This window comes from Bacteroides intestinalis DSM 17393 (assembly GCF_000172175.1).
Lineage (GTDB): Bacteria > Bacteroidota > Bacteroidia > Bacteroidales > Bacteroidaceae > Bacteroides > Bacteroides intestinalis.
Window position 1 is genome coordinate 2597148 of the sequence record NZ_ABJL02000008.1, and the last position, 19129, is coordinate 2616276.

Consider the following 19129-nt stretch of genomic DNA (forward strand, 5'->3'; position numbering starts at 1 on the left):
GTTCCTCCTCTTATAAATTATACTTAGACAACAATTTCAAGATGCGCAGTATTTCAGCCACATTCATGGCAAAAGATACTGCACCACGACCTCTGAACGGTGGATTACCATCAAAGAGTTCGGGGAGCGAACCAATACAATGACTCGTCATCTCATCTTCAAAACCAATCAGATAACGCTCTACGAATGATACACCGCTCATCTTGTAAATACGCAGGTATGCCTCCATATAGAAACCCATAAGCCAAGGCCAAGCTGTACCCTGGTGATAAGCATAATCTCTCTGAATCTGAGGACCGACATAATTAGGATTGTATCCCCCACTCTTCGGACTGAGAGTACGCAGACCTTTCGGAGTAAGCAACTCTTTCGTCACAATATCAAGCACTTGTTTTTTCTGTGCCCGGTCCAGCGGAGAATAATCAAAAGCAACGGTAAATATCATATTGGGACGGACGCTCCAGTCCATCATAAATCCATCTACATAATCGAACAGATAACCGCTTTCATTACGGAATATTTCAATAAAGGACTTCCCGGTTATTTCAGCCTGAGCATCCAATTCATCTGCCAGATGGACATTGCCAGCTTCACGAACCAGATCGGCTATGAAGCGAAGTGCATTATACCACAAAGAGTTCACTTCCACAATGTATCCCGTACGTGGTGTTACCGGACGACCATTTACCGTAGAATTCATCCAGGTAATAGCTTTCTCTGTTCCATTGGCATATAGCAGACCATTTTCATGCAGGAAAAGATTATCATGCTTACGGCTACGGATGTAATCCATGATATCCTCCAGCAAACGGCCATATTTCTGGCGACATTGTTCACGAGAAGTTTCTTTGGCATATTGTTGCAATGCCCATATAGCCCATAACAACACATCGGGATCTTCCATTTCGTAGATCTTATAGCTGGCGGGCTCACCGTTGATAAACTCACGTATAGCCTTTTCAGCAGTTAGCATAACATCTTCGAACTCATTCTGTTCATCTACTGCCAGAGTCAGCCCGGGCAAAGATATGAACAGGTCGCGGGCACGGCACTTGAACCAGGGATAGCCGGCCAGTACATAGTGGTCATTCCCCTGCTTGTTATGGAACTGATGTGCCGAATTCTGCAGACAGTGATAGAAACTGTCGCGCGGCGTACGATCTTCTACTTCCGCTTCAAATGTCTGTTTCAATTTACGCGGGGAAATTTCAGATATACCGGCAGAGAAAACAATACTCTCGCCTTTCTTTATATCCACTTCAAAATATCCGGGAACATACAGGTCTTCGTTGAAGTCATAACCACGTTCTTGTTCTTTAGGATACTCGATGCCACGATACCAGTCCGGCTGATAGTGAAACTCATTTTTCTTATTCAGTTGCATGAAGAGCTCGGGATAGCCGGGATACATACAAGTTTTTATACCATTTTCTATCAACTGGTAGTCGCGGTTTGCCTGTGGATTTTCGTGCGTATATTCACGCACACTACGAAACGCCAGAAAAGGGCGGAAACGAAGTGTGGTTGCCGAATGGGCATCTACCAAGGTATAACGAATCAAAATTCTGTTTTCGTGGTGTACAAAGATCTTTTCTTTGCGGAGAATAACTCCGCCTACACGGTAAGTTGTCGCCGGGATATGTTCGCAATCAAATTCGCGGATATACTTATGTCCATTCGGACTAAAGTGGTTTCCTTGATATTTATGCAGCCCCAAGTTAAACTCCGCACCGTGCTGAATTACCGTTTCATCCAAAGAAGACAGCAGCACATGATTTTCATCGTCGAGATTGGGGACGGGAATCACCAATAGTCCGTGATATTTGCGTGTGTTACAATCTACAATCGTTGTACAATGATAGGCTCCTGATTTATTTGTCCGGAGTATCTCCCTTGGTAAAGATTCTTCCAGATTGATCATCAGAGTCTTGTCAAATCGTAAATAACTCATAGTTGTGCATTATTTAAAGGTTAATTGTTCAGGCATCATGCTCCATACCTCGCCTACTATGTTTACGGGTATGATAGTGATGCCCAAAAATACAAATTAAAGACAATACGCAAAATAAAAAGTTCATTTATTTTCGTTTTCTACTTAAATATTCGTAGCATTGTACCAAAATAACAGAAACCTGTACGAAACATGAAGCATGATATCCGCCGAATAGCTCTGGCAGCGGTTATACCGTTATTCCTTATTTTTATTCTTTACTTGCTAAAGTTCCTTGAAGTCGGTATGGACTGGGATTTCAGGAGGTTAGGTGTATATCCTATGGAGCAAAGAGGAGTATTTGGTATCTTCGCACACCCGCTTGTACATGGCAGTTGGAAGCATTTACTGGCAAATACACTACCGCTACTCTTCCTGATGTGGTGCTTGTTCTACTTTTACCGACACATTGCCTCTTATATATTCTTTGCCATCTGGATAGGATGCGGTGCACTCACTTTTCTTATAGGCAAGCCGGGATGGCACATCGGAGCCAGTGGAATTATCTACGGCCTTGCATTCTTCCTGTTTTTCAGCGGCATTCTTCGAAAGCACGTTCCACTGATTGCTATCTCCTTATTAGTTACTTTTCTTTATGGTGGACTTATCTGGAATATGTTCCCATTCTTTGCAAAAGAAACCACTTCCTGGGAAGGACACCTTAGTGGAGCCATAGCCGGCACAATATGTGCCATTGCATTTATGGGATATGGACCTCAACGACCGGACCCGTTTGCAAACGAAGACGATGAAGAAGAAACACTTGACGAAGAGTCCGAAGAAGAGTCTGGGAAAGAATCAGGAGAAAAGGAGCAGGTTAATGAAGAAAAGACAGACTGCCACCCAATAGAAGAGGCAGGCTGCCATAAGGTAGAAGAGGAACTGGCATCATAATCTACAAAATAAGGAAACAAAGAACGGTACGCTCATATCAATAAGTAAACCATGAAAAATGGCAATAGGCACCATCTCTTTCCCTGAATAACGGGTAATTACAGGCAATATCACATCCATTGAATTAACCCCGGCAGCCGATATAGGAGCTAACCGACCGAAGTATCGTACCAACAACGGTGCTCCCAACAAGGCCATCATTTCTCTGAATATATTTGCCAACAGAGCTATTGTACCCAGTTCCGTAGCTAACTGAATTCCTATCGATGCTTCTTTAAACTGTGTAATCAGCACAGACGATAAAGAATAGTAAGCAAAACCACTTCCCACCGCCATACAGTCGAATATACTCCAACGACTGAGTAACAGGCTGGCTATTGCTGAAAACAGCAGGGTTCCACTGATAGTAGCCAGCGGAATCAGTAAGAACTTCAGGCGAAGCTGAGAAATCATGCTCTTCAATTCTTTATTAGAGCCGATACTGATACCAATCTGAAACATCAGCGCATACAGTATATATATAGACAGATTACCTGTCTTCAAATCTAATGGGAAATACCCCAAAACTCCTAAAAGGCATCCGCCCACAAAAATTCCCAATACAATCAAGCTATCTTTCATACCTTTTTCTTTTTAGAAGTGAAAAACAATCTTAATACAATCCACGAAGCTAAAATACTCCCTACGGTAGCCGACAAAGTCAATAACGCTGCTTGCCATCCGAAAGAAAAAAGATTATCTACAATCAGTCGGTTGGAACCAATAGTAACTCCCAGAACAAACAGCAACAAAAATACCGTATAAGATATAGAAACTTCCACTTTGCGTAAAAACGAAATACGACGCAAACCATAACCTATGATAATGCCCAAGATCATCAGGCCAAGTATTTTAAACATAACAATTCCAGTTTAGATTAATGCAACAAAAAACACAATTACTAAAGAATTAGTAACAGACGAATAGAATGCCGGCAACCAAAGTCATCCGGCTAAAGAAAAAAAGTGATAAGAGTATTTAGATAAATCCACTGAACCAATGTACATGCACGACGCTACAGCAACAAATATGTTCGTTCTGCAGCAATCGCTTTAAAGGATTATATGTACATAAATTTTTCATTATCGTTCAGAATTTGAATGCAAAGGTAGAACTTTTATGTATATTTTCCAAATATGTATTCAATAAAGCAACGAATTTGATCTGCATCAAGTCAAGAAAACTATCTTTATCAAGTTTTATGCAATGCCTCTACTAGCAAAGTAATATTCGCCATAAACAATCTTACCGAGATAGCCAATAGAATGATACCAAAAAACTTACGGATAATATAAATACCGCCTTTACCCAGGAAACGTTCTACACGTCCGGTCATGCTAACAACAAAATACACCCATATCATATTCAACACCAAAGCAATGATAATATTAACACTGGCGTATTCCGCACGAAGAGAAAGTAATGTAGTGAAAGCACCTGCACCTGCCAGCAACGGGAAAACCAACGGCACTAAAGTAGCTTCCTTAATCGGCCCCTGATTCTTGAATATCTCTATATCCAGAATCATCTCCAGAGACATCAAGAAAATAACGAATGCACCCGCAACGGCAAACGATTCAATATCCACATGAAATAACTTTAACATCATATCTCCTGCATAGAAGAAGCCTATCAATAACGCAAAAGATATCAACGTGGCCTTCAATGCGTTCACCTCTTTACCTTTTTCCTTCAAATTGATAATGATAGGAATAGAACCAATGATATCAATAACTGCGAATAGTACGATAAATGCACTGATCATTTGTTGTAAGTTAAATGTTGCAAACATGTGTCCCTCCTTTTTTTTGCAAAGATAATCGATTTTTATGCATTCCACAAGATTTAATTGCCTGAATGAATAGCACGTTTAAGAAATAATAAAAAAAACAAAAAGAGAGGCAAAGTGTTTACGGTAAATAGCTATTATGCCTACATTTGTTTTCAAACAAGAAGTTGATAAAGATATGGAAACGATGTATGACACCCTGCTCCAATTGCCACTATTTCAAGGACTCGCCCATGAGGACTTCACCAGTATATTGGGAAAAGTAAAATTACATTTCACCAAGCATAAGGCGGGCGAAATCTTAGTTAAAAAAGGTACAGCATGTGTACAGTTGGTATTTATCTTAAACGGGGAAATCGCTTCATCTACCTCATCTACAGATAATTCTTACACCTTTACAGAGTTCTTTCAGGCTCCTTATCTGATTGAGCCTCAATCCTTGTTCGGTATGAACACATCTTATGTATCTACTCATGTTGCCCATACAGAAGTACATACCGTAACTATCAGTAAAGCATTTGTGATGAACGATTTGTTCAGATACGAAATCTTCCGACTCAACTATATGAATATTATCAGTAACCGGGCACAAACCTGCTACAATCGTTTGTGGACGGAAGTTCCGGAAAGACTTGAAGCACGTATCACCGATTTTATACTCTCACACATTGAACGTCCCTCGGGAGAAAAAATACTGAAAATAAAGATGGAGGAACTTGCCAATGCTATTAATGACACACGCCTGAGTGTATCGAAAGCATTGAATGGCATGCAGGAGAGTGGCTTACTGGAGCTACACCGAGGCGAAATAGTGATTCCGGACTTAGAAAAAATGATCCCTTAAAAGCCTTTTTTTATAAGTATCAGCACATAAATTACGCGAATCATACAGATATTTTCTTTGATTCTTTAAAGAAATCAGTTCTGTATCATTCGCGTAATTCTTATTCTAAAGCTTTCTTTAGTTACCGTCCGGCTTTTCCACTTCCGTAAACGGAATGTCATTCCATTTAAAAGAATCGCGATTATCCGGCTGTGACGGGTTATATCCCTGGTAATCTGCTCTCAGGAACTTCACAACAGGCAATCCGGCTTTCTTCATACCTTCAATTACACATTTAGCAATCTGGTAGGCTCCATACGGATTAAAATGGGTATTATCCGCCAATGGTCTATCCTGTCCGGGATAAGTATTTGCCGGATAGTGCACAAAAGCATGTTTAGACTCCTCTACTCCCATAGCCTCATACAAGACACGTGTCATAGCATGCAGGTCTATTAAAGGTATATTTTCCTTTTCTGCCAACCAGCGTACTGCATCGGGAAAATCGAGATGGGTATCCTTAATCTTTCCGTTTTCATCAAAACTACGTCTTTGGGTAGGAGTTACCAATACAGGCTGAGCACCACGGGCACGAGCTTCATCTACAAACGTTTTCAGGCTTGTCATAAAAGAGTAAAAAGCACCTTTACCAGGACCTTTCTGCTTCTGGTCGTTATGACCGAACTCCATAAAGATATAATCGCCCGGTTTCATTTGCGTCAGAGCTTTCTTTAAGCGACCGGCACCAATGAAAGTATTGGCGGATTCGCCAGACTCAGCATAATTTGCAAAGCAAATGCTATCTGTAAAAAAACGAGGCACCATTTGCCCCCAGCTGGCCCAGGGTTCATTGTCCTGATCGACTACAGTAGAGTTACCACATAAGAAGATTGTAGGAACATTTTCCACGCGCTCAATAATCAGCTCTGTTAACTGGGGAGCATCTCCGTTAAATTCTAAAGTCAGCTTATCGTCCCAGTTCAGTTTGCTACGTTCACGCGGCTTGATGCGTACGTCTTCTTTGTCGGAGATATGTATATCACGCTTATTTATAGTGAAGGAACAGGGCAATAATTCCCCTTTTTTCGTTTTCACGTTCTCATAAAAGAGACGGCGTGATTCTCCACGAAGTGTCGTTTCTCCTGCATTGCGTTTGCTGCCTACAATAGCCGTAACATGATAATTCCCATCCGGTATGGCTACAGAAAAGAAGAAAGGAGCCTTACTCCTTCCGTCAGGAGAAGGGCATAGGTCATATCCATAGCCTTTTGCCTGATCATACCGGTCGGCAGATGTAATCTTGATATATCCGTCCTTCACTTTTTTACCGGTAAGTAAAGTCGAACTTATAACTTTGTGCTCCCGCACCGGAAGCAAACAAGAATCCTAAAATTAACAATGTAAAAATCCGTCTCATATCTCTTTCATTTTATGTTAGTTACTTAATTTTATGCAAAGAAAAAGAAAAGGAACGACTTCACAGTCCCTCCTTCCCCCTAATTGACTTTTTAATCAATTATACTATAATCTATGAAATCTGTTACTAATTAATTTAATTTATACACTTCAGCGCCTGCCAACAGGAAGCAGCCGATACCATAATCCTCAAAATCAGGTATTTTATCATAAGTCACCGGCTGACCGTCTTTAGGTTCCTTTCCTGTTCCCTGTACATAGCCCAAACAACCGTTTGGATGAACAGCATCCTGTACCATTGCGTTCCAGGCTTTCAGCAATACCGGAAGGTACTCTTTTTTATCTAATAAACCTTTGCGCACACCCCAAGCCATACCATAGACGAAGAGCGCTGTACCGCTTGTCTCTTTTCCACCGAAATTCGTTTCATCATGAAGACTTACATTCCAAAAACCATCCTTACGCTGGCATTTCTTCAGAGCCTTGCTCATTGCAAGGAAGTCGTTAATATAATCCGCACGATGCAGTTCATCTGCCGGAATCTCCTCCAAAACACGCACTAATGCAGCGTATGCCCAACCATTACCACGGCTCCAATAGCAATCCTCTCCATTCGGTTCTTTATAAGGGGGAACAAAATCCGCATCCCTCCACCACAATCCATCTTTGGGATTGAAGAGTCCGTTCTTACCATGCACATTGCGGGAATAACTGTACATATCCCACATCTTATCATTATACTTCTGTTCTCCCGTCAGTTTACCCAATTTAGCGTAAATAGGCATTCCCATTTGTATGGCGTCCACCCAAGTCCAGTCATTCACCTGCGGAGTATTGACTATCATGTCAATACAGGCTTTGATTTTTCGGATCTTCTCCGGGTCGGAAGACATATTATACAAATCGATATAAACCTGTCCGCAACACTGGTCATCGGCATTACGGGTAATATTCCCGTTGCGCATTCCCCATTTATGATAATCAGCCCACTGATAAGCATAATTATAATAATCTTCCCGTGGAAAAATGGAATGCAGCGCCATCAATCCCTCATAATATACTCCCCGCGTCCAGATATTGCTGGGACGAATAATACCATTATAAGACGGCGTACGATAATCTGCATACTTCTTCATGAAGTAATCATTCACTTTTACCAAAGTTTTAAGTGTCTCTTTTCTGTCGGGTAATCCTTGTGCACTGACACTCCCGCAAATAAGACTCACAAAGAGGAAAACTCCTATCAATTTCTTTTTCATGATGTGGTTATTACTCATTAATACTGTTCTATATCTTAATCTACCTATTGTTTCACACTAATTATTATACCCTTCACCATCCACGGTTATATTCCGGTACACCACTCCCTCGGCATCATCCGTCACAAACAAAGGACGTCCATCCGGCTGTTTATAATGGAAATGTACATTATCCAGCGTCACTCCCTGTGCATGACGGATATAAAAACCTTTTGCCGGAATAATGCCGAACATCCATGGTTCCGGATAAGTCTTTTCATTCTCAGGCGGAATACGCTTGCCATCTTCCGCCGTATAGCCTCCCTGATGATAAATATGGATATTGCTGAAAGTTACATCCTCGATCCATGCTCCCGGCACCCCACTGATAATGGAAGAGTAACGTGAATCGGCATTGAATACATTGACATTACTGATAAGAATACGCTTCATTGAACCTACTGGAGTACCTTCGGGGCTACGCATACGTTTGCCAAGGCGCAGGAAGAAAGGGGCATTCACAATATCCCGCATTGTGATATTGCTGATAACAATATCTTCCAACTGACCGCCATCCACCGTTTCAAGGGCAAGACCGCGGCAACGCTCAAAGATACAGTTCGTAATAGCAATGTTCTTGAAGCCGCCACTGGATTCAGTGCCCAACTTTATACGTCCCGTTACATAGCCGTGATCGGGCGCCTGCGGTTCATCGCGCTGCCATGTGGCATCCAGCATCGTTCCACGGTCGTAACCGGTAACATAGCAATCGGAAATCGTCACATTCTCCGTGTCCCTAAAACTTCCGAGGGCGTAGGATGCCTTCAATACAATAGCATCATCCCACGGACTGTTGACACTACATCCCATTATACGGACATTTTTACAGCAATCTATATCGAATCCGTCACGGTTGGTATCCACTTTCAGGTTGATAATACTCAGATTATCCACTCCGGTAGCCAACAAGGCAAAATGTCCGCAACGCAACATAGAGAAATCTTTCAGTGTGATATTTTTGCAAAGCTTCAAGCTGATAGCCTTATTTCCCACTCCCGACAAACGACTTTCTTCACGAGTCAGTCCACGACCATAGATTAGTCCGGGACCGCTAATAGTCACATCTTCAATGCCGATTCCCCAGATCAGGGAGTTTTTCCAATGACTATGACCAAAGTCCTGATAACGGTTATGTTCGTTCGGCTCAGCCTCATCATATCCACCCTCCGGAGTAGGCGATGCCGCTATGATGCGCGCACCTTGTTCCAGATAAAGATGAACATGGCTGGCAAGCCGTATGGAATAGCAGACATATTCTCCGGCAGGGATATATACGGTACCACCACCTTCACCGGCAGCCGCAGAGATGGCACGATTAATGGCAGGCGAATCAATAGTCACCCCGTCGGCCCTGGCTCCATAATCTTTCACATTATGGATGGACGCCTGCATCAGCAGCACGCAGCAACAAACCGATATGAGCACAACCAAACGTTTCATCTCTTATTTTCTTTTTGAAATAGTTCCGGTAACATAAAGTAATTATAATCCGCCTTGGCATTCTGTTTATAGAAACAGAAGTAACAATTCTCTTGCGCAGTCCAGGAGTAGAAACCGGAAAGTACAGGAGCATCTGTTTTCTTTCCCGAATGATACAATTCAAGTGGAGTTTTCTGCCGATGGGCATCCGACAAGCGAAGTTCAGAACCAACAGGCATGATTCCCGAAGTAACCCGCAAACCCATGCTTTCGCCATAATATACAGTGACAACATTCTCTTCATCACTGAATACATTGTCCCGGCAAGCCCCGGGAGAGATTATATTTCCTTCTTTCGAAAGAGTTTCATCTTCATTGCAGGCTCCGAAAGCCCAACACAAAGATATATTTTCGGGTAAACGGGAGCCGGAAACCTCCATTACAAAACCCTTCGTATCTGCCAAAGGACATATTACCAACCTAACTTCACCCTTATCTAACAATGCATCCTTTATGGTATATATCCGGTCTCCCGTTTTCTTCAAATTACATTCATCCAACCAACGGCTTTCATCACCTGCTACTATTCCAAACCGGAAAGTACCCGACCCTTTAGACAAACAGAAAGGAAGCACCTGTGCTTTCACTTCCATCAGCACAAGGACTAACAATAATAATATCGTAATGCTTCTCCTCATAGTACCCAGTATTCCGTTAATTAATTCATGCTGCGAAAATAGGCCATTTCACAGTTTCAATAAATGGAAACATGTACATTTACATGGAAATTCATCTAAAAGAGTCCTATTTTGCAGGAAATTGCACTATTTTCCATAGGCTCTTTTTTCTGAGCCACTTATCTTTGCGTACATATAAATCCAACAAGAAAAACATCCATGAAAAAGCAAATCTTCACCCTACTTTGTGCATGCCTGATGAGCGAAATGCTCTTTGCACAATCAACATGGTTCAATGACAAAGACCTCACCCTGACCGGTGTTTACTACTATCCCGAGCATTGGGACGAAAGCCAATGGGAACGTGACTTCAAGCAGATGCATGACTTAGGTTTTGAGTTCACCCACTTTGCCGAATTTGCCTGGGCACAACTGGAACCGGAAGAGGGTAAATATGACTTCGCCTGGTTGGACAAGGCAATCGCTTTGGCAGACAAGTACAAACTAAAAGTAGTGATGTGTACTTCTACCGCTACCCCACCCGTCTGGTTAAGTCGCAAATATCCTGAAATCCTGATTAAGTATGAAGATGGTACAGTCCTCGACCACGGTGCCCGCCAACATGCATCATTCGCCTCTCCACGATATCGGGAGCTCGCCTACAAGATGATAGAAAAGTTGGCACAACATTACGGCAATGATCCACGCATCGTAGGCTGGCAGCTTGATAACGAGCCTGCCGTACAGTTCGATTATAGTGAGGCGGCAGAAATAGCATTCCGCAACTTCCTGAAAAACAAGTATCACAATACTATCAAAGAACTGAATGATGCCTGGGGCACTGCTTTCTGGAGTGAAGTTTATTCTACCTTTGACGAAATCACCCTCCCCAAGACTGCCCAGATGTTTATGAACCATCATCAAATACTGGATTACCGACGTTTTGCCGCCGGACAAACCAATGACTTCCTGAATGAGCAATGCCTGCTGATTAAGAAGCATGCCCGCAACCAATGGATTACCACCAATTATATCCCCAACTATGATGAAGGCCATATTGGTGGAAGTCCCGACCTGGATTTCGTAAGCTATACCCGCTACATGGTTTATGGCGATAACGAAGGCATCGGACGTCGCGGATATCGGGTGGGAAATCCGTTACGCATCGCCTTTGCCAACGATTTCTTCCGCCCCGTACAAGGAACTTACGGAGTAATGGAACTGCAACCGGGACAAGTCAATTGGGGAGGTATTAATCCACAACCGCTTCCCGGAGCTGTCCGCCTGTGGCTCTGGAGTGTATTTGCAGGAGGAAGCGATTTCATTTGTACGTACCGTTACCGCCAGCCGCTTTACGGAACAGAACAGTATCATTACGGAATTGCCAACACAGACGGCACTACCATCACCCCCGGAGGACATGAATTCGAACAATTCATCAAAGAAGTGAAACAACTGCGTACACAGGCAAAAGCACGTGATGTGAAACCCGCTGATTACCAAGCCCGTCGCACCGCCATACTTTTCAATCACGAAAATGCATGGAGCATCGAACGCCAGAAGCAGAACCGTACCTGGAACACGATGGCACACATCGACAAGTATTACCGTACGCTAAAAAGCTTCGGCGCTCCGGTCGATATTATTAATGAAAGCAAAGATCTGTCACAGTATCCGGTAGTCATTGCTCCTGCCTATCAGATGGCAGACAAAGCATTGGTAGACCGTTGGACTGAATACGTAAAGAATGGCGGTAATCTGGTATTAACCTGCCGTACAGCACAGAAAGACCGTTACGGCCGTCTGCCCGAAGCACCTTTCGGTTCACTGATCTATGATTTGACGGGAAATGAAATAGAGTTTTACGACCTTCTGCTCCCCGAAGAACCGGGAAAGTTTGTTATGGATGGCAAAGAATACCCCTGGAATACCTGGGGAGAGATACTGAAACCAAGTAAGGATTGCCAGACCTGGGGAAAGTATATCGAAGAATTTTATGAAGGAAAACCGGCCATTACCACCCGCAAACTTGGTAAAGGTACTATCACTTATGTAGGAATTGACAGCACAGACGGAACTTTAGAAAGAGATGTGCTTAAAAAGCTCTATACAAAACTGAATATATCTGTAATGGATCTGCCGTATGGAGTAACGATGGAATATCGCAACGGTTTGGGAATAGTTCTCAATTATGGCGACAAGCCCTATCACTTCAATCTTCCTGAAGGAACCAAAACTTTGATAGGAACAACAGATATTCCGACGGCAGGAGTACTGGTATTCGTAACAAAGCAATAGTTCAAAACCGGCATCTATTTATACACAATAAGTATCATGAGAAAGAAACTATTATTTATCATCTTCTGCCTGTCCGCTCTCACGGGATTCGCACAGACAGCAAACACTCACTCGCAAACGGATGATCTGAAAGGAAAACGTATCGGAGTCATTGGTGACAGTTATGTGAAGAACCACAAAGAACCTGTTGAAAATACCTGGCACTATGCGTTTGCTCAAAAACATGGCATGGAATACTTCAATTATGGTAGGAATGGGAATAGTATTGCTTATTCCAGCCCGCGCTGGGGCGAGGCCATGTACATAAGATATAAAGAGATGACAGACAGCCTCGACTATGTTATCGTAATCGGAGGACACAACGATGCTTTCAAGCTTGATTCCATCGGAGGAATAGATAATTTCAAAGCTAAGCTGGAAATACTCTGTAAAGGCCTCGTAGAGAAATATTCCACAGCCAAAATCTTTTTCTTTACCCGATGGAACTGTAAAAACTTTAAGGAAAGTGACTCCGAGAAAGTGGTAGACGCCATGGTTGAAGTCTGCGGTAATTACAGCATTCCCATCTTTGATTGCGCCAGGAAGGGAGGTATCTATGCCGACAATGACACTTTCAGAAGAATATATTTTCAGGGAGAGAAGGACACGGCACATCTGAATGCAAAAGGTCATGTCCGCTTCCTGAAAGTAGCGGAGAACTTTATATTACAGTATTGAAGCCACTGTGGGCTCTTTGACCGGAACACCTAGCTGTTTCCTTTTTTCATCTTTATCGTAAGTAGCAGTTCAAAATTGGTTTGATACATATAACTCGTTTTCGCATCATGTTTTGTTATTTGAAGATACTCAGTGGAGCCATCCAGTAAGTGTAAAATCAAGATCATGTCAAGTAAACAAGAAAAGGGTTGCCTCATCTGCCTACAGAGGACAACCCTTTACAAATCAACAAAACTATATTATCCTATACCCTAAATTAATACCCCGGATTCTGCATATCCTTCTTTTCTTGATCTGTCAGTGGTTCACCATTGTCATTAGTCAAGCCATCAAGGAACGACTGAGGAATAGGACGCAGGTTATGATGTTCTTGAATATAGAGTGTTTCAGGATTGAAAAGTTTGGCACGCTTATAAAGAGTCTTCGTGCGGCTCAGTTCATCCCAGCGATTCCACTCACCCAATAATTCACGAGTACGTTCGTTCAGAATAAAATTAACCTTACCTTCTAGTGTATTAACACTCAGTCCCATTCCGTTCAGTACAGCTTGGTCTTCTGCAGGCAGGTTGTTCCAACTGGAGATTTGAAGGCTAGATGCATTCCACGATTCACTTTCTACCGGACGTTCCACACCCGTAGAAAGTACATAAGAATTCTTCTGGATAAACGAATATTCAAATGCCTGCTGATTCGTCAACTTAGCGCCATTGGCATCTTTGTTACCTTTTGCACAATTGCCTGAAGCTGTTGAGTTACTCTTGAAAGCAATAGTACCATCTACATAATATTCACGGTCTTCACCGGCTTTCCATTCAGCACGTTTGCGCAGCAAGTTAATAGTAGCCAATGCGCCTGCATCATCACCATTACGTACTTGACATTCAGCTTTCACAAGGTAGGTCTCACCAACACGAGCCATCGTTACATCGCGGTGTGCATCCCCCTTTTCACCGGTACGGCTACCATCGGCTGTTTTGTTAATACCACAGAACATATTAGAACGATTGGCTGCCGATGTACCGTAAGTATTCATCACATATTGACCTTCAGCATAAACCGGGGCTACATTGGGTACCCATTTACCCGTTTCAGGATTGACAAATGTATGCTTAATAGCCGCACGACCAAACTCATCCTTACGAAAGCGTGTGTCATCCTTCTTATTCAACAAGAAGAGAACTCCTTGATCGCCAAATGTGGGCGCATTTTCAGCTTTAACATAATCGGGCGTTGCTACGTTATTGCAAATACCATAAACCGTTTTAAAGGTTTTCCACATACGAGAATCATTCACATTATCAAACACAGCATAAGTATATTCTGTAGGACGGCAACGCTGGAACTCCATGTCGCCGATATACTGACCACGGGGAACATAGCCACCTGAATAAGTGTTGTACTGCGAAGAGAAATAATTATAGGTACGATTTCCGTAACGGCCAACAGTAGTCGAAGCATCGTTATGCAAAGCCGACATCAAGATTTCTTTCGACTTTTCAATATTACAGTCCACCCCTGTCCAGTTGGAATACAAATTATTATAATCTTTTTCCAAGCCACGCGCATCAATGACTTCATCACAGAGCCGGATGGCACGGTCAAGATCGGTCTTTGCAGGATAATTACTCTTCCAAGTGCAACGCTCGCTTTGGCGATAGAGTAGAGCTTTAGCCAAGAAATGGGCAGCCGTATATTTAGTCCACGTACCAGCACCACGCCAATCGTCTGTACGAAGCAAATCATACGCTTTCTGCAAGTCGTCAATGACTTGATTCAGTACATCTTCACCACTAGACAGCTTGAAGTTACGTGGAACGCCTGCACTTACATCAATAGGTTCCAGTTGTAATGGGCAACGCTCGTATTGGCAGAACAGACGATAATAGTTGTATCCACGCAAGAAATAAGCTTCCCCCAAGGCTGAATTGCGATCCTGTTCACTGGCTATGAGAGGAGCTTTTTGCAACAGTAGATTACACGTTGCAATACCAAAATACAATTCGTTCCACAAATCTGCAGGCGAAGGATGGTTTCGACGCGACGATCCTGCCGGATTCATTTCAGCCGTATTATAGTCCATCCATCCAAGCGAAGTTTCGTCTGATCCCATTGAAAATTCATCACAACCATAAAGTGTAATGGCATAAGCCCATTCGTATCCAAAGTGCCAACGCAGGTTACCATAAAGACCGGCAGCCATGGCCAATGCGCCCGCACCAGTTTCAAGCAAAGCATCCGTAGTAGTATGGTTTGCATTTTCTTTCAGGAAGTCATCGCCGCATGAGGTCGTACCAAACATTATTGAAGCGGCAAGAATACCCGATAATATTTTATTAGTATTTTTCATATTCGTTTTTTTGTTTAATGATTAATGATTAGAAACCTACATTCAAGCCAAACGTAACACCACGATTGTAATAAGACGTACCGAGATCGAGGTCAATGTAATCAATAGATGAATAGATGTCACCCAGATTACGTCCTTGTACATATACTTTCAATGAATTGATACCTATCTTTTTACAAATGTTTTGCGGGATGTTGTACCCCAAAGAAATATTACGCAGTTTCAGGAAGGAAGCATCCTTATAGCCCAACAGACCGGCATAAGAGTCACCCGAACCGTAGATAGGCATCTGCCATTCGGCATTCGGATTATCCGGTGTCCAATAGTCTATTTCACGCTGCTGGAACTGGCCGGCCTGTGCCTCGCCTCCTGTCGAAATCATGTAACCGAAACGACCGTACAACTCAATTCCCAATTCAACACCTTTCCAAGTAAAATAGTTGCTCCAGCCCAACGTCCAGCGTGGGGTCTTATTACCCAAAATTATCTTATCATCGTTGGCATCAAGCTGGTAGTCTCCATTCTGATCTACCGGCTTCACCATGCCGACCTTGAATTTGCTTCCCTTCTCATTCCACTTAGCCATTTCCGCAGCATCTGATTCTTTCCAGATACCATCGGCAGCATAATCATAAAAGACTCCTATAGATTGACCAATGAACCATGTGTTGTCAATCATATCATTCTTGCCATTAGCCAGTTCAACAATCTCTTCTTTCTGATAAGCTGCATTGAGAGATGATACCCATTCAAAATCCTCAGTACGGATGGGAGTTACACTCAACGAAATGTCCACACCGAAGTTCTTTGTCTGCCCGATATTCTGCATTGTAGAAGGATACCCTGTCAGGGTCGGAATATTTACGGACATCAACAAATCTTTCGTCTTGGAGTGATAAACGTCTATCGTACCATTAATACGGTTACTTAAGAATCCGAAATCAATACCATAGTTCCACTGTGTAGTTTTCTCCCACGACAGGTCTCTATTAGCCATCGAATTGGCTTTCTTACTCATATCTACATAGTAAGGCTCATTAGTCACAAAAATCATTTGGTTACCCGTCGAAAATGGCATCCAACCTGTAAAGATTCCACCCAATGTACCATAAGGGCTGACGGAAGAGTTACCCGTTGTACCTACACCAATACGCAGTTTCAAATTGTCAATCCAAGTAATGTCTTGCATAAACTCTTCCTGGTTAATGCGCCAACCAAGGGCGGCTGACGGGAAAAAATCCCATTTATTGCCTGCCGCCAGTACTGACGAACCGTCGTAACGTCCTGATACAGTCAAAAGATAGCGATCATTGAACGAATAGTTTATACGAGCCATGTAGGATGCCATCTGGCTTTCGGTCAAACCGGTACCCATGCCTGCTTTGTAACGGGATTGTGTAACATCAACAATCCCCATGTTATTCCATAGCATTTCGGGAACAAGGATATCAGATGCACTCATTGAACCGCTTTCATGGTTATTCTTTGAAGCTGTCTGCAACAATGTCACGCCGATGTTGTGCTTGCCAAACTGGCGGTTATAGAGAATCATATTGTCCAGCGTCCAGGAAAAATAACGGTTAGACCCCCAACTGGCATAATTCGTTGAACCGGCAAGGGATGCCGATGAACTGTCGCGGAAGATACCATTGCGATTGTAACGAAAATCAGGACCAAAAGCAAACTTATAGCTCAAACCTTCCAACGGTTTCCACATCTTGCCGAAATCCAATTGTGCGTAGAAACTAGCCAATGCACGATAATTTTCACGATCATCGTTCACCTTCTTCCATTCATCCACTACCGTATAAGTACGTGATTCGGTATGCGGCGTAGCAATCACATTTCCTTCATCATCGTATGGTACAGCATAACGAGGAATGGATTTGGCCAGTCCGTAAATATCACCGGGGCCATTATTCGTACCGGCCATACGATCCACACCATACTGTTGGTCTGCAAACGACATATTAATCGATGCTCCTATTTTAATCCAAGGTTTCGGTGTAATATCTACAGTTGCAGCCAGATTAAAACGCTCATATTCCTGTCCTTTCTGCGTACCTTTGTTATTTAAATAGCCGAAAGAGAAAGATCCTTGCAGATTCTCACTACCACCAGTGGCGCTCAATGTATGTTCATGGGTGATACCTGTACGCGTTACGATGCCTGTCCAGTCGGTATTGCTTACTTTGGAACCATCCCAAGAGTTACCTTCCCAGCCTTTGTTTACATTTTTCAAAGCATAGGTGTCACCCGCAAAGATTTTTTGGTCGTTCTCATAAGTAGGCGCATTACCAGGAGCGTAAACCTCCGGGTTATTGTTGTAGTACGCCCAGCGCTTCCAAGTAATGTAATCACTGGCACTCATCACAGGCGACTTATCTTCTATAGTTTCCATAGTGACCGTTCCAGAGTAATTTAAGGCAAATTGTCCCACTTTACCGCGTTTAGTAGTGACAAGCACAACACCATTGGCACCACGCGAACCATAAATAGCCGTAGAAGAAGCATCCTTCAAAATGTCAATCGACTCAATGTCACGCGGATTTAGTGTCTCGATCCCCCCTGCACTCAAAGGAACACCGTCCACGACATAAAGCGGAGTATTACTGGCATTCAATGAACGATTACCACGGATACGAATAGAACCTACAGAACCCGGACGCTGACTGGAAGTAATATCCACACCTGCCGCCTTGCCTTGTAATGCCTCAAAAGCATTGCTTACGGGCTTTGCATTCAGTTCCTTACTCCCTACGCGTGTCAAAGCACCCGTCACGTCACTCTTCTTCTGAACGCCGTAACCTACTACCACTACTTCATCCAACATTGCATTATCTTCCTGCAATGTCACCTGGAAATTTGTTTTTCCTGCAACAGAAATTTCCTGGTCTTTATAACCTATAAAAGAAATAGAAATCGTACCATTATTAGGTACATTGGAAAGAGTAAATCGACCATCCAAGTCAGTAATCACACCATTAGTAGTGCCTTTAACCAGAACATTGGCACCAATAACCGGTTCACCGGTTTGATCAATTACAGTACCCGAAACGGTTTTGCTTTGTGCGGCGGCTCCTATAGCCAATACCGAGAACAAAGCCACGAGAAACAGCCGCTGGAGTTTACCCAGACGACTCAACAGACTTAAATTCTTGCTGTTTTTCATACTTTAATTATTAAGTTAAACAAAAGTTAGTTTTCTATTCTCTCAGGAGAATTAAGGTCTCCCACCTGTGAAAAAGTGTTGCAAATATATATGCAAAGTACAAAAAAGGGAATGTAGGATTGTGTCAAAGCATGGAAAATTCAGTCTTTTCAACTGAAAAATAGTATCAACGACTGTGAATAAAATCAAAATGATTAGTCTTCGTAGCATTTTGATTATTCCGGGCATTTTATTATCGGAATTGTTACTC

13 protein-coding genes and 1 pseudogene are annotated in these 19129 nt (G+C 42.8%); 4 read left to right on the forward strand and 10 right to left on the reverse strand.

Annotated features, from left to right (window positions below; genetic code table 11):
- Positions 1 to 10: 10 nt before the first annotated feature.
- Positions 11 to 1951, reverse strand: coding sequence for a glycogen debranching enzyme N-terminal domain-containing protein (locus BACINT_RS19915; RefSeq protein WP_007666506.1), 1941 nt, complete (start codon positions 1949 to 1951; stop codon positions 11 to 13).
- A gap of 192 nt (positions 1952 to 2143) precedes the next feature.
- Between BACINT_RS19915 and BACINT_RS19920 the strand changes: the two genes are divergently transcribed.
- Complete coding sequence (locus tag BACINT_RS19920; RefSeq protein ID WP_007666511.1) at positions 2144 to 2884, forward strand: rhomboid family intramembrane serine protease; 741 nt, start codon at positions 2144 to 2146, stop codon at positions 2882 to 2884.
- On the opposite strand, the gene BACINT_RS19925 is transcribed toward BACINT_RS19920, so the two are convergent.
- From BACINT_RS19925 to BACINT_RS19935, 3 genes are all read right to left on the reverse strand, one after another.
- On the reverse strand, positions 2879 to 3505 hold the full coding sequence (locus tag BACINT_RS19925; RefSeq protein ID WP_007666512.1) for a LysO family transporter: 627 nt from the start codon (positions 3503 to 3505) through the stop codon (positions 2879 to 2881). The two genes, BACINT_RS19920 and BACINT_RS19925, sit on opposite strands and share 6 nt — an antisense overlap.
- The gene (locus BACINT_RS19930) at positions 3502 to 3783 is read right to left on the reverse strand and encodes a LysO family transporter (protein ID WP_007666519.1); all 282 of its coding nucleotides are present in this window, start codon (positions 3781 to 3783) and stop codon (positions 3502 to 3504) included. The genes BACINT_RS19925 and BACINT_RS19930 overlap by 4 nt, the downstream gene beginning before the upstream one ends.
- Before the next feature lie 332 nt (positions 3784 to 4115).
- Entirely contained in the window at positions 4116 to 4715 is a 600-nt protein-coding gene (locus BACINT_RS19935) for a MarC family protein (protein ID WP_044155126.1), read from the reverse strand.
- Positions 4716 to 4890: 175 nt separating this feature from the next.
- On the opposite strand from BACINT_RS19935, the gene BACINT_RS19940 reads away from it, so the two are divergent.
- Complete coding sequence (locus tag BACINT_RS19940; protein ID WP_044155385.1) at positions 4891 to 5556, forward strand: Crp/Fnr family transcriptional regulator; 666 nt, start codon at positions 4891 to 4893, stop codon at positions 5554 to 5556.
- Positions 5557 to 5673: 117 nt separating this feature from the next.
- On the opposite strand, the pseudogene BACINT_RS19945 reads toward BACINT_RS19940, so the two are convergent.
- The 4 genes and pseudogenes from BACINT_RS19945 to BACINT_RS19960 all read right to left on the reverse strand — a co-directional run bounded on the left by BACINT_RS19945 (position 5674) and on the right by BACINT_RS19960 (position 10366).
- Positions 5674 to 6952 (reverse strand): annotated as a pseudogene (locus BACINT_RS19945) (rhamnogalacturonan acetylesterase).
- 130 nt (positions 6953 to 7082) lie between these two features.
- Positions 7083 to 8210 carry a glycoside hydrolase family 88/105 protein gene (locus tag BACINT_RS19950; RefSeq protein ID WP_044155387.1) on the reverse strand — a complete coding sequence of 376 codons (1128 nt, stop codon included), beginning with the start codon at positions 8208 to 8210 and terminating at the stop codon, positions 7083 to 7085.
- Between the two features lie 57 nt (positions 8211 to 8267).
- A complete protein-coding gene (locus tag BACINT_RS19955) occupies positions 8268 to 9689 on the reverse strand; it encodes a rhamnogalacturonidase (protein WP_044155128.1) in 1422 nt (473 codons plus the stop codon).
- A complete protein-coding gene (locus tag BACINT_RS19960; protein ID WP_007666531.1) occupies positions 9686 to 10366 on the reverse strand; it encodes a DUF4450 domain-containing protein in 681 nt (226 codons plus the stop codon). Before BACINT_RS19960 ends, BACINT_RS19955 begins: the two co-directional genes overlap by 4 nt.
- Positions 10367 to 10603: 237 nt before the next feature.
- On the opposite strand from BACINT_RS19960, the gene BACINT_RS19965 reads away from it, so the two are divergent.
- Both BACINT_RS19965 and BACINT_RS19970 read left to right on the forward strand, forming a co-directional pair.
- Positions 10604 to 12643, forward strand: a complete 2040-nt coding sequence (locus BACINT_RS19965) for a beta-galactosidase (protein ID WP_374730567.1) — start codon at positions 10604 to 10606, stop codon at positions 12641 to 12643.
- A 36-nt stretch (positions 12644 to 12679) separates the two neighbouring features.
- Positions 12680 to 13360 (forward strand): SGNH/GDSL hydrolase family protein, encoded by a 681-nt coding sequence (locus BACINT_RS19970; protein ID WP_007666535.1) that lies wholly within the window; start codon positions 12680 to 12682, stop codon positions 13358 to 13360.
- Between the two features lie 256 nt (positions 13361 to 13616).
- On the opposite strand, the gene BACINT_RS19975 is transcribed toward BACINT_RS19970, so the two are convergent.
- Positions 13617 to 15707, reverse strand: a complete 2091-nt coding sequence (locus BACINT_RS19975) for a RagB/SusD family nutrient uptake outer membrane protein (protein ID WP_007666539.1) — start codon at positions 15705 to 15707, stop codon at positions 13617 to 13619.
- A gap of 28 nt (positions 15708 to 15735) precedes the next feature.
- Positions 15736 to 18879, reverse strand: a complete 3144-nt coding sequence (locus BACINT_RS19980) for a SusC/RagA family TonB-linked outer membrane protein (protein ID WP_007666540.1) — start codon at positions 18877 to 18879, stop codon at positions 15736 to 15738.
- Positions 18880 to 19129: the final 250 nt, after the last annotated feature.

What these genes read in the sequence shown, in the direction of transcription:
- BACINT_RS19950 (WP_044155387.1), bottom strand. Translation starts at nt 8,210, where the DNA reads ATGAAAAAGAAATTGATAGGAGTTTTCCTCTTTGTGAGTCTTATTTGC.
- BACINT_RS19915 (WP_007666506.1), bottom strand. Translation starts at nt 1,951, where the DNA reads ATGAGTTATTTACGATTTGACAAGACTCTGATGATCAATCTGGAAGAA.
- BACINT_RS19970 (WP_007666535.1), top strand. Translation starts at nt 12,680, where the DNA reads ATGAGAAAGAAACTATTATTTATCATCTTCTGCCTGTCCGCTCTCACG.
- BACINT_RS19975 (WP_007666539.1), bottom strand. Translation starts at nt 15,707, where the DNA reads ATGAAAAATACTAATAAAATATTATCGGGTATTCTTGCCGCTTCAATA.
- BACINT_RS19930 (WP_007666519.1), bottom strand. Translation starts at nt 3,783, where the DNA reads ATGTTTAAAATACTTGGCCTGATGATCTTGGGCATTATCATAGGTTAT.
- BACINT_RS19920 (WP_007666511.1), top strand. Translation starts at nt 2,144, where the DNA reads ATGAAGCATGATATCCGCCGAATAGCTCTGGCAGCGGTTATACCGTTA.
- BACINT_RS19980 (WP_007666540.1), bottom strand. Translation starts at nt 18,879, where the DNA reads ATGAAAAACAGCAAGAATTTAAGTCTGTTGAGTCGTCTGGGTAAACTC.
- BACINT_RS19935 (WP_044155126.1), bottom strand. Translation starts at nt 4,715, where the DNA reads ATGTTTGCAACATTTAACTTACAACAAATGATCAGTGCATTTATCGTA.
- BACINT_RS19965 (WP_374730567.1), top strand. Translation starts at nt 10,604, where the DNA reads ATGAGCGAAATGCTCTTTGCACAATCAACATGGTTCAATGACAAAGAC.
- BACINT_RS19925 (WP_007666512.1), bottom strand. Translation starts at nt 3,505, where the DNA reads ATGAAAGATAGCTTGATTGTATTGGGAATTTTTGTGGGCGGATGCCTT.
- BACINT_RS19940 (WP_044155385.1), top strand. Translation starts at nt 4,891, where the DNA reads ATGGAAACGATGTATGACACCCTGCTCCAATTGCCACTATTTCAAGGA.
- BACINT_RS19955 (WP_044155128.1), bottom strand. Translation starts at nt 9,689, where the DNA reads ATGAAACGTTTGGTTGTGCTCATATCGGTTTGTTGCTGCGTGCTGCTG.
- BACINT_RS19960 (WP_007666531.1), bottom strand. Translation starts at nt 10,366, where the DNA reads ATGAGGAGAAGCATTACGATATTATTATTGTTAGTCCTTGTGCTGATG.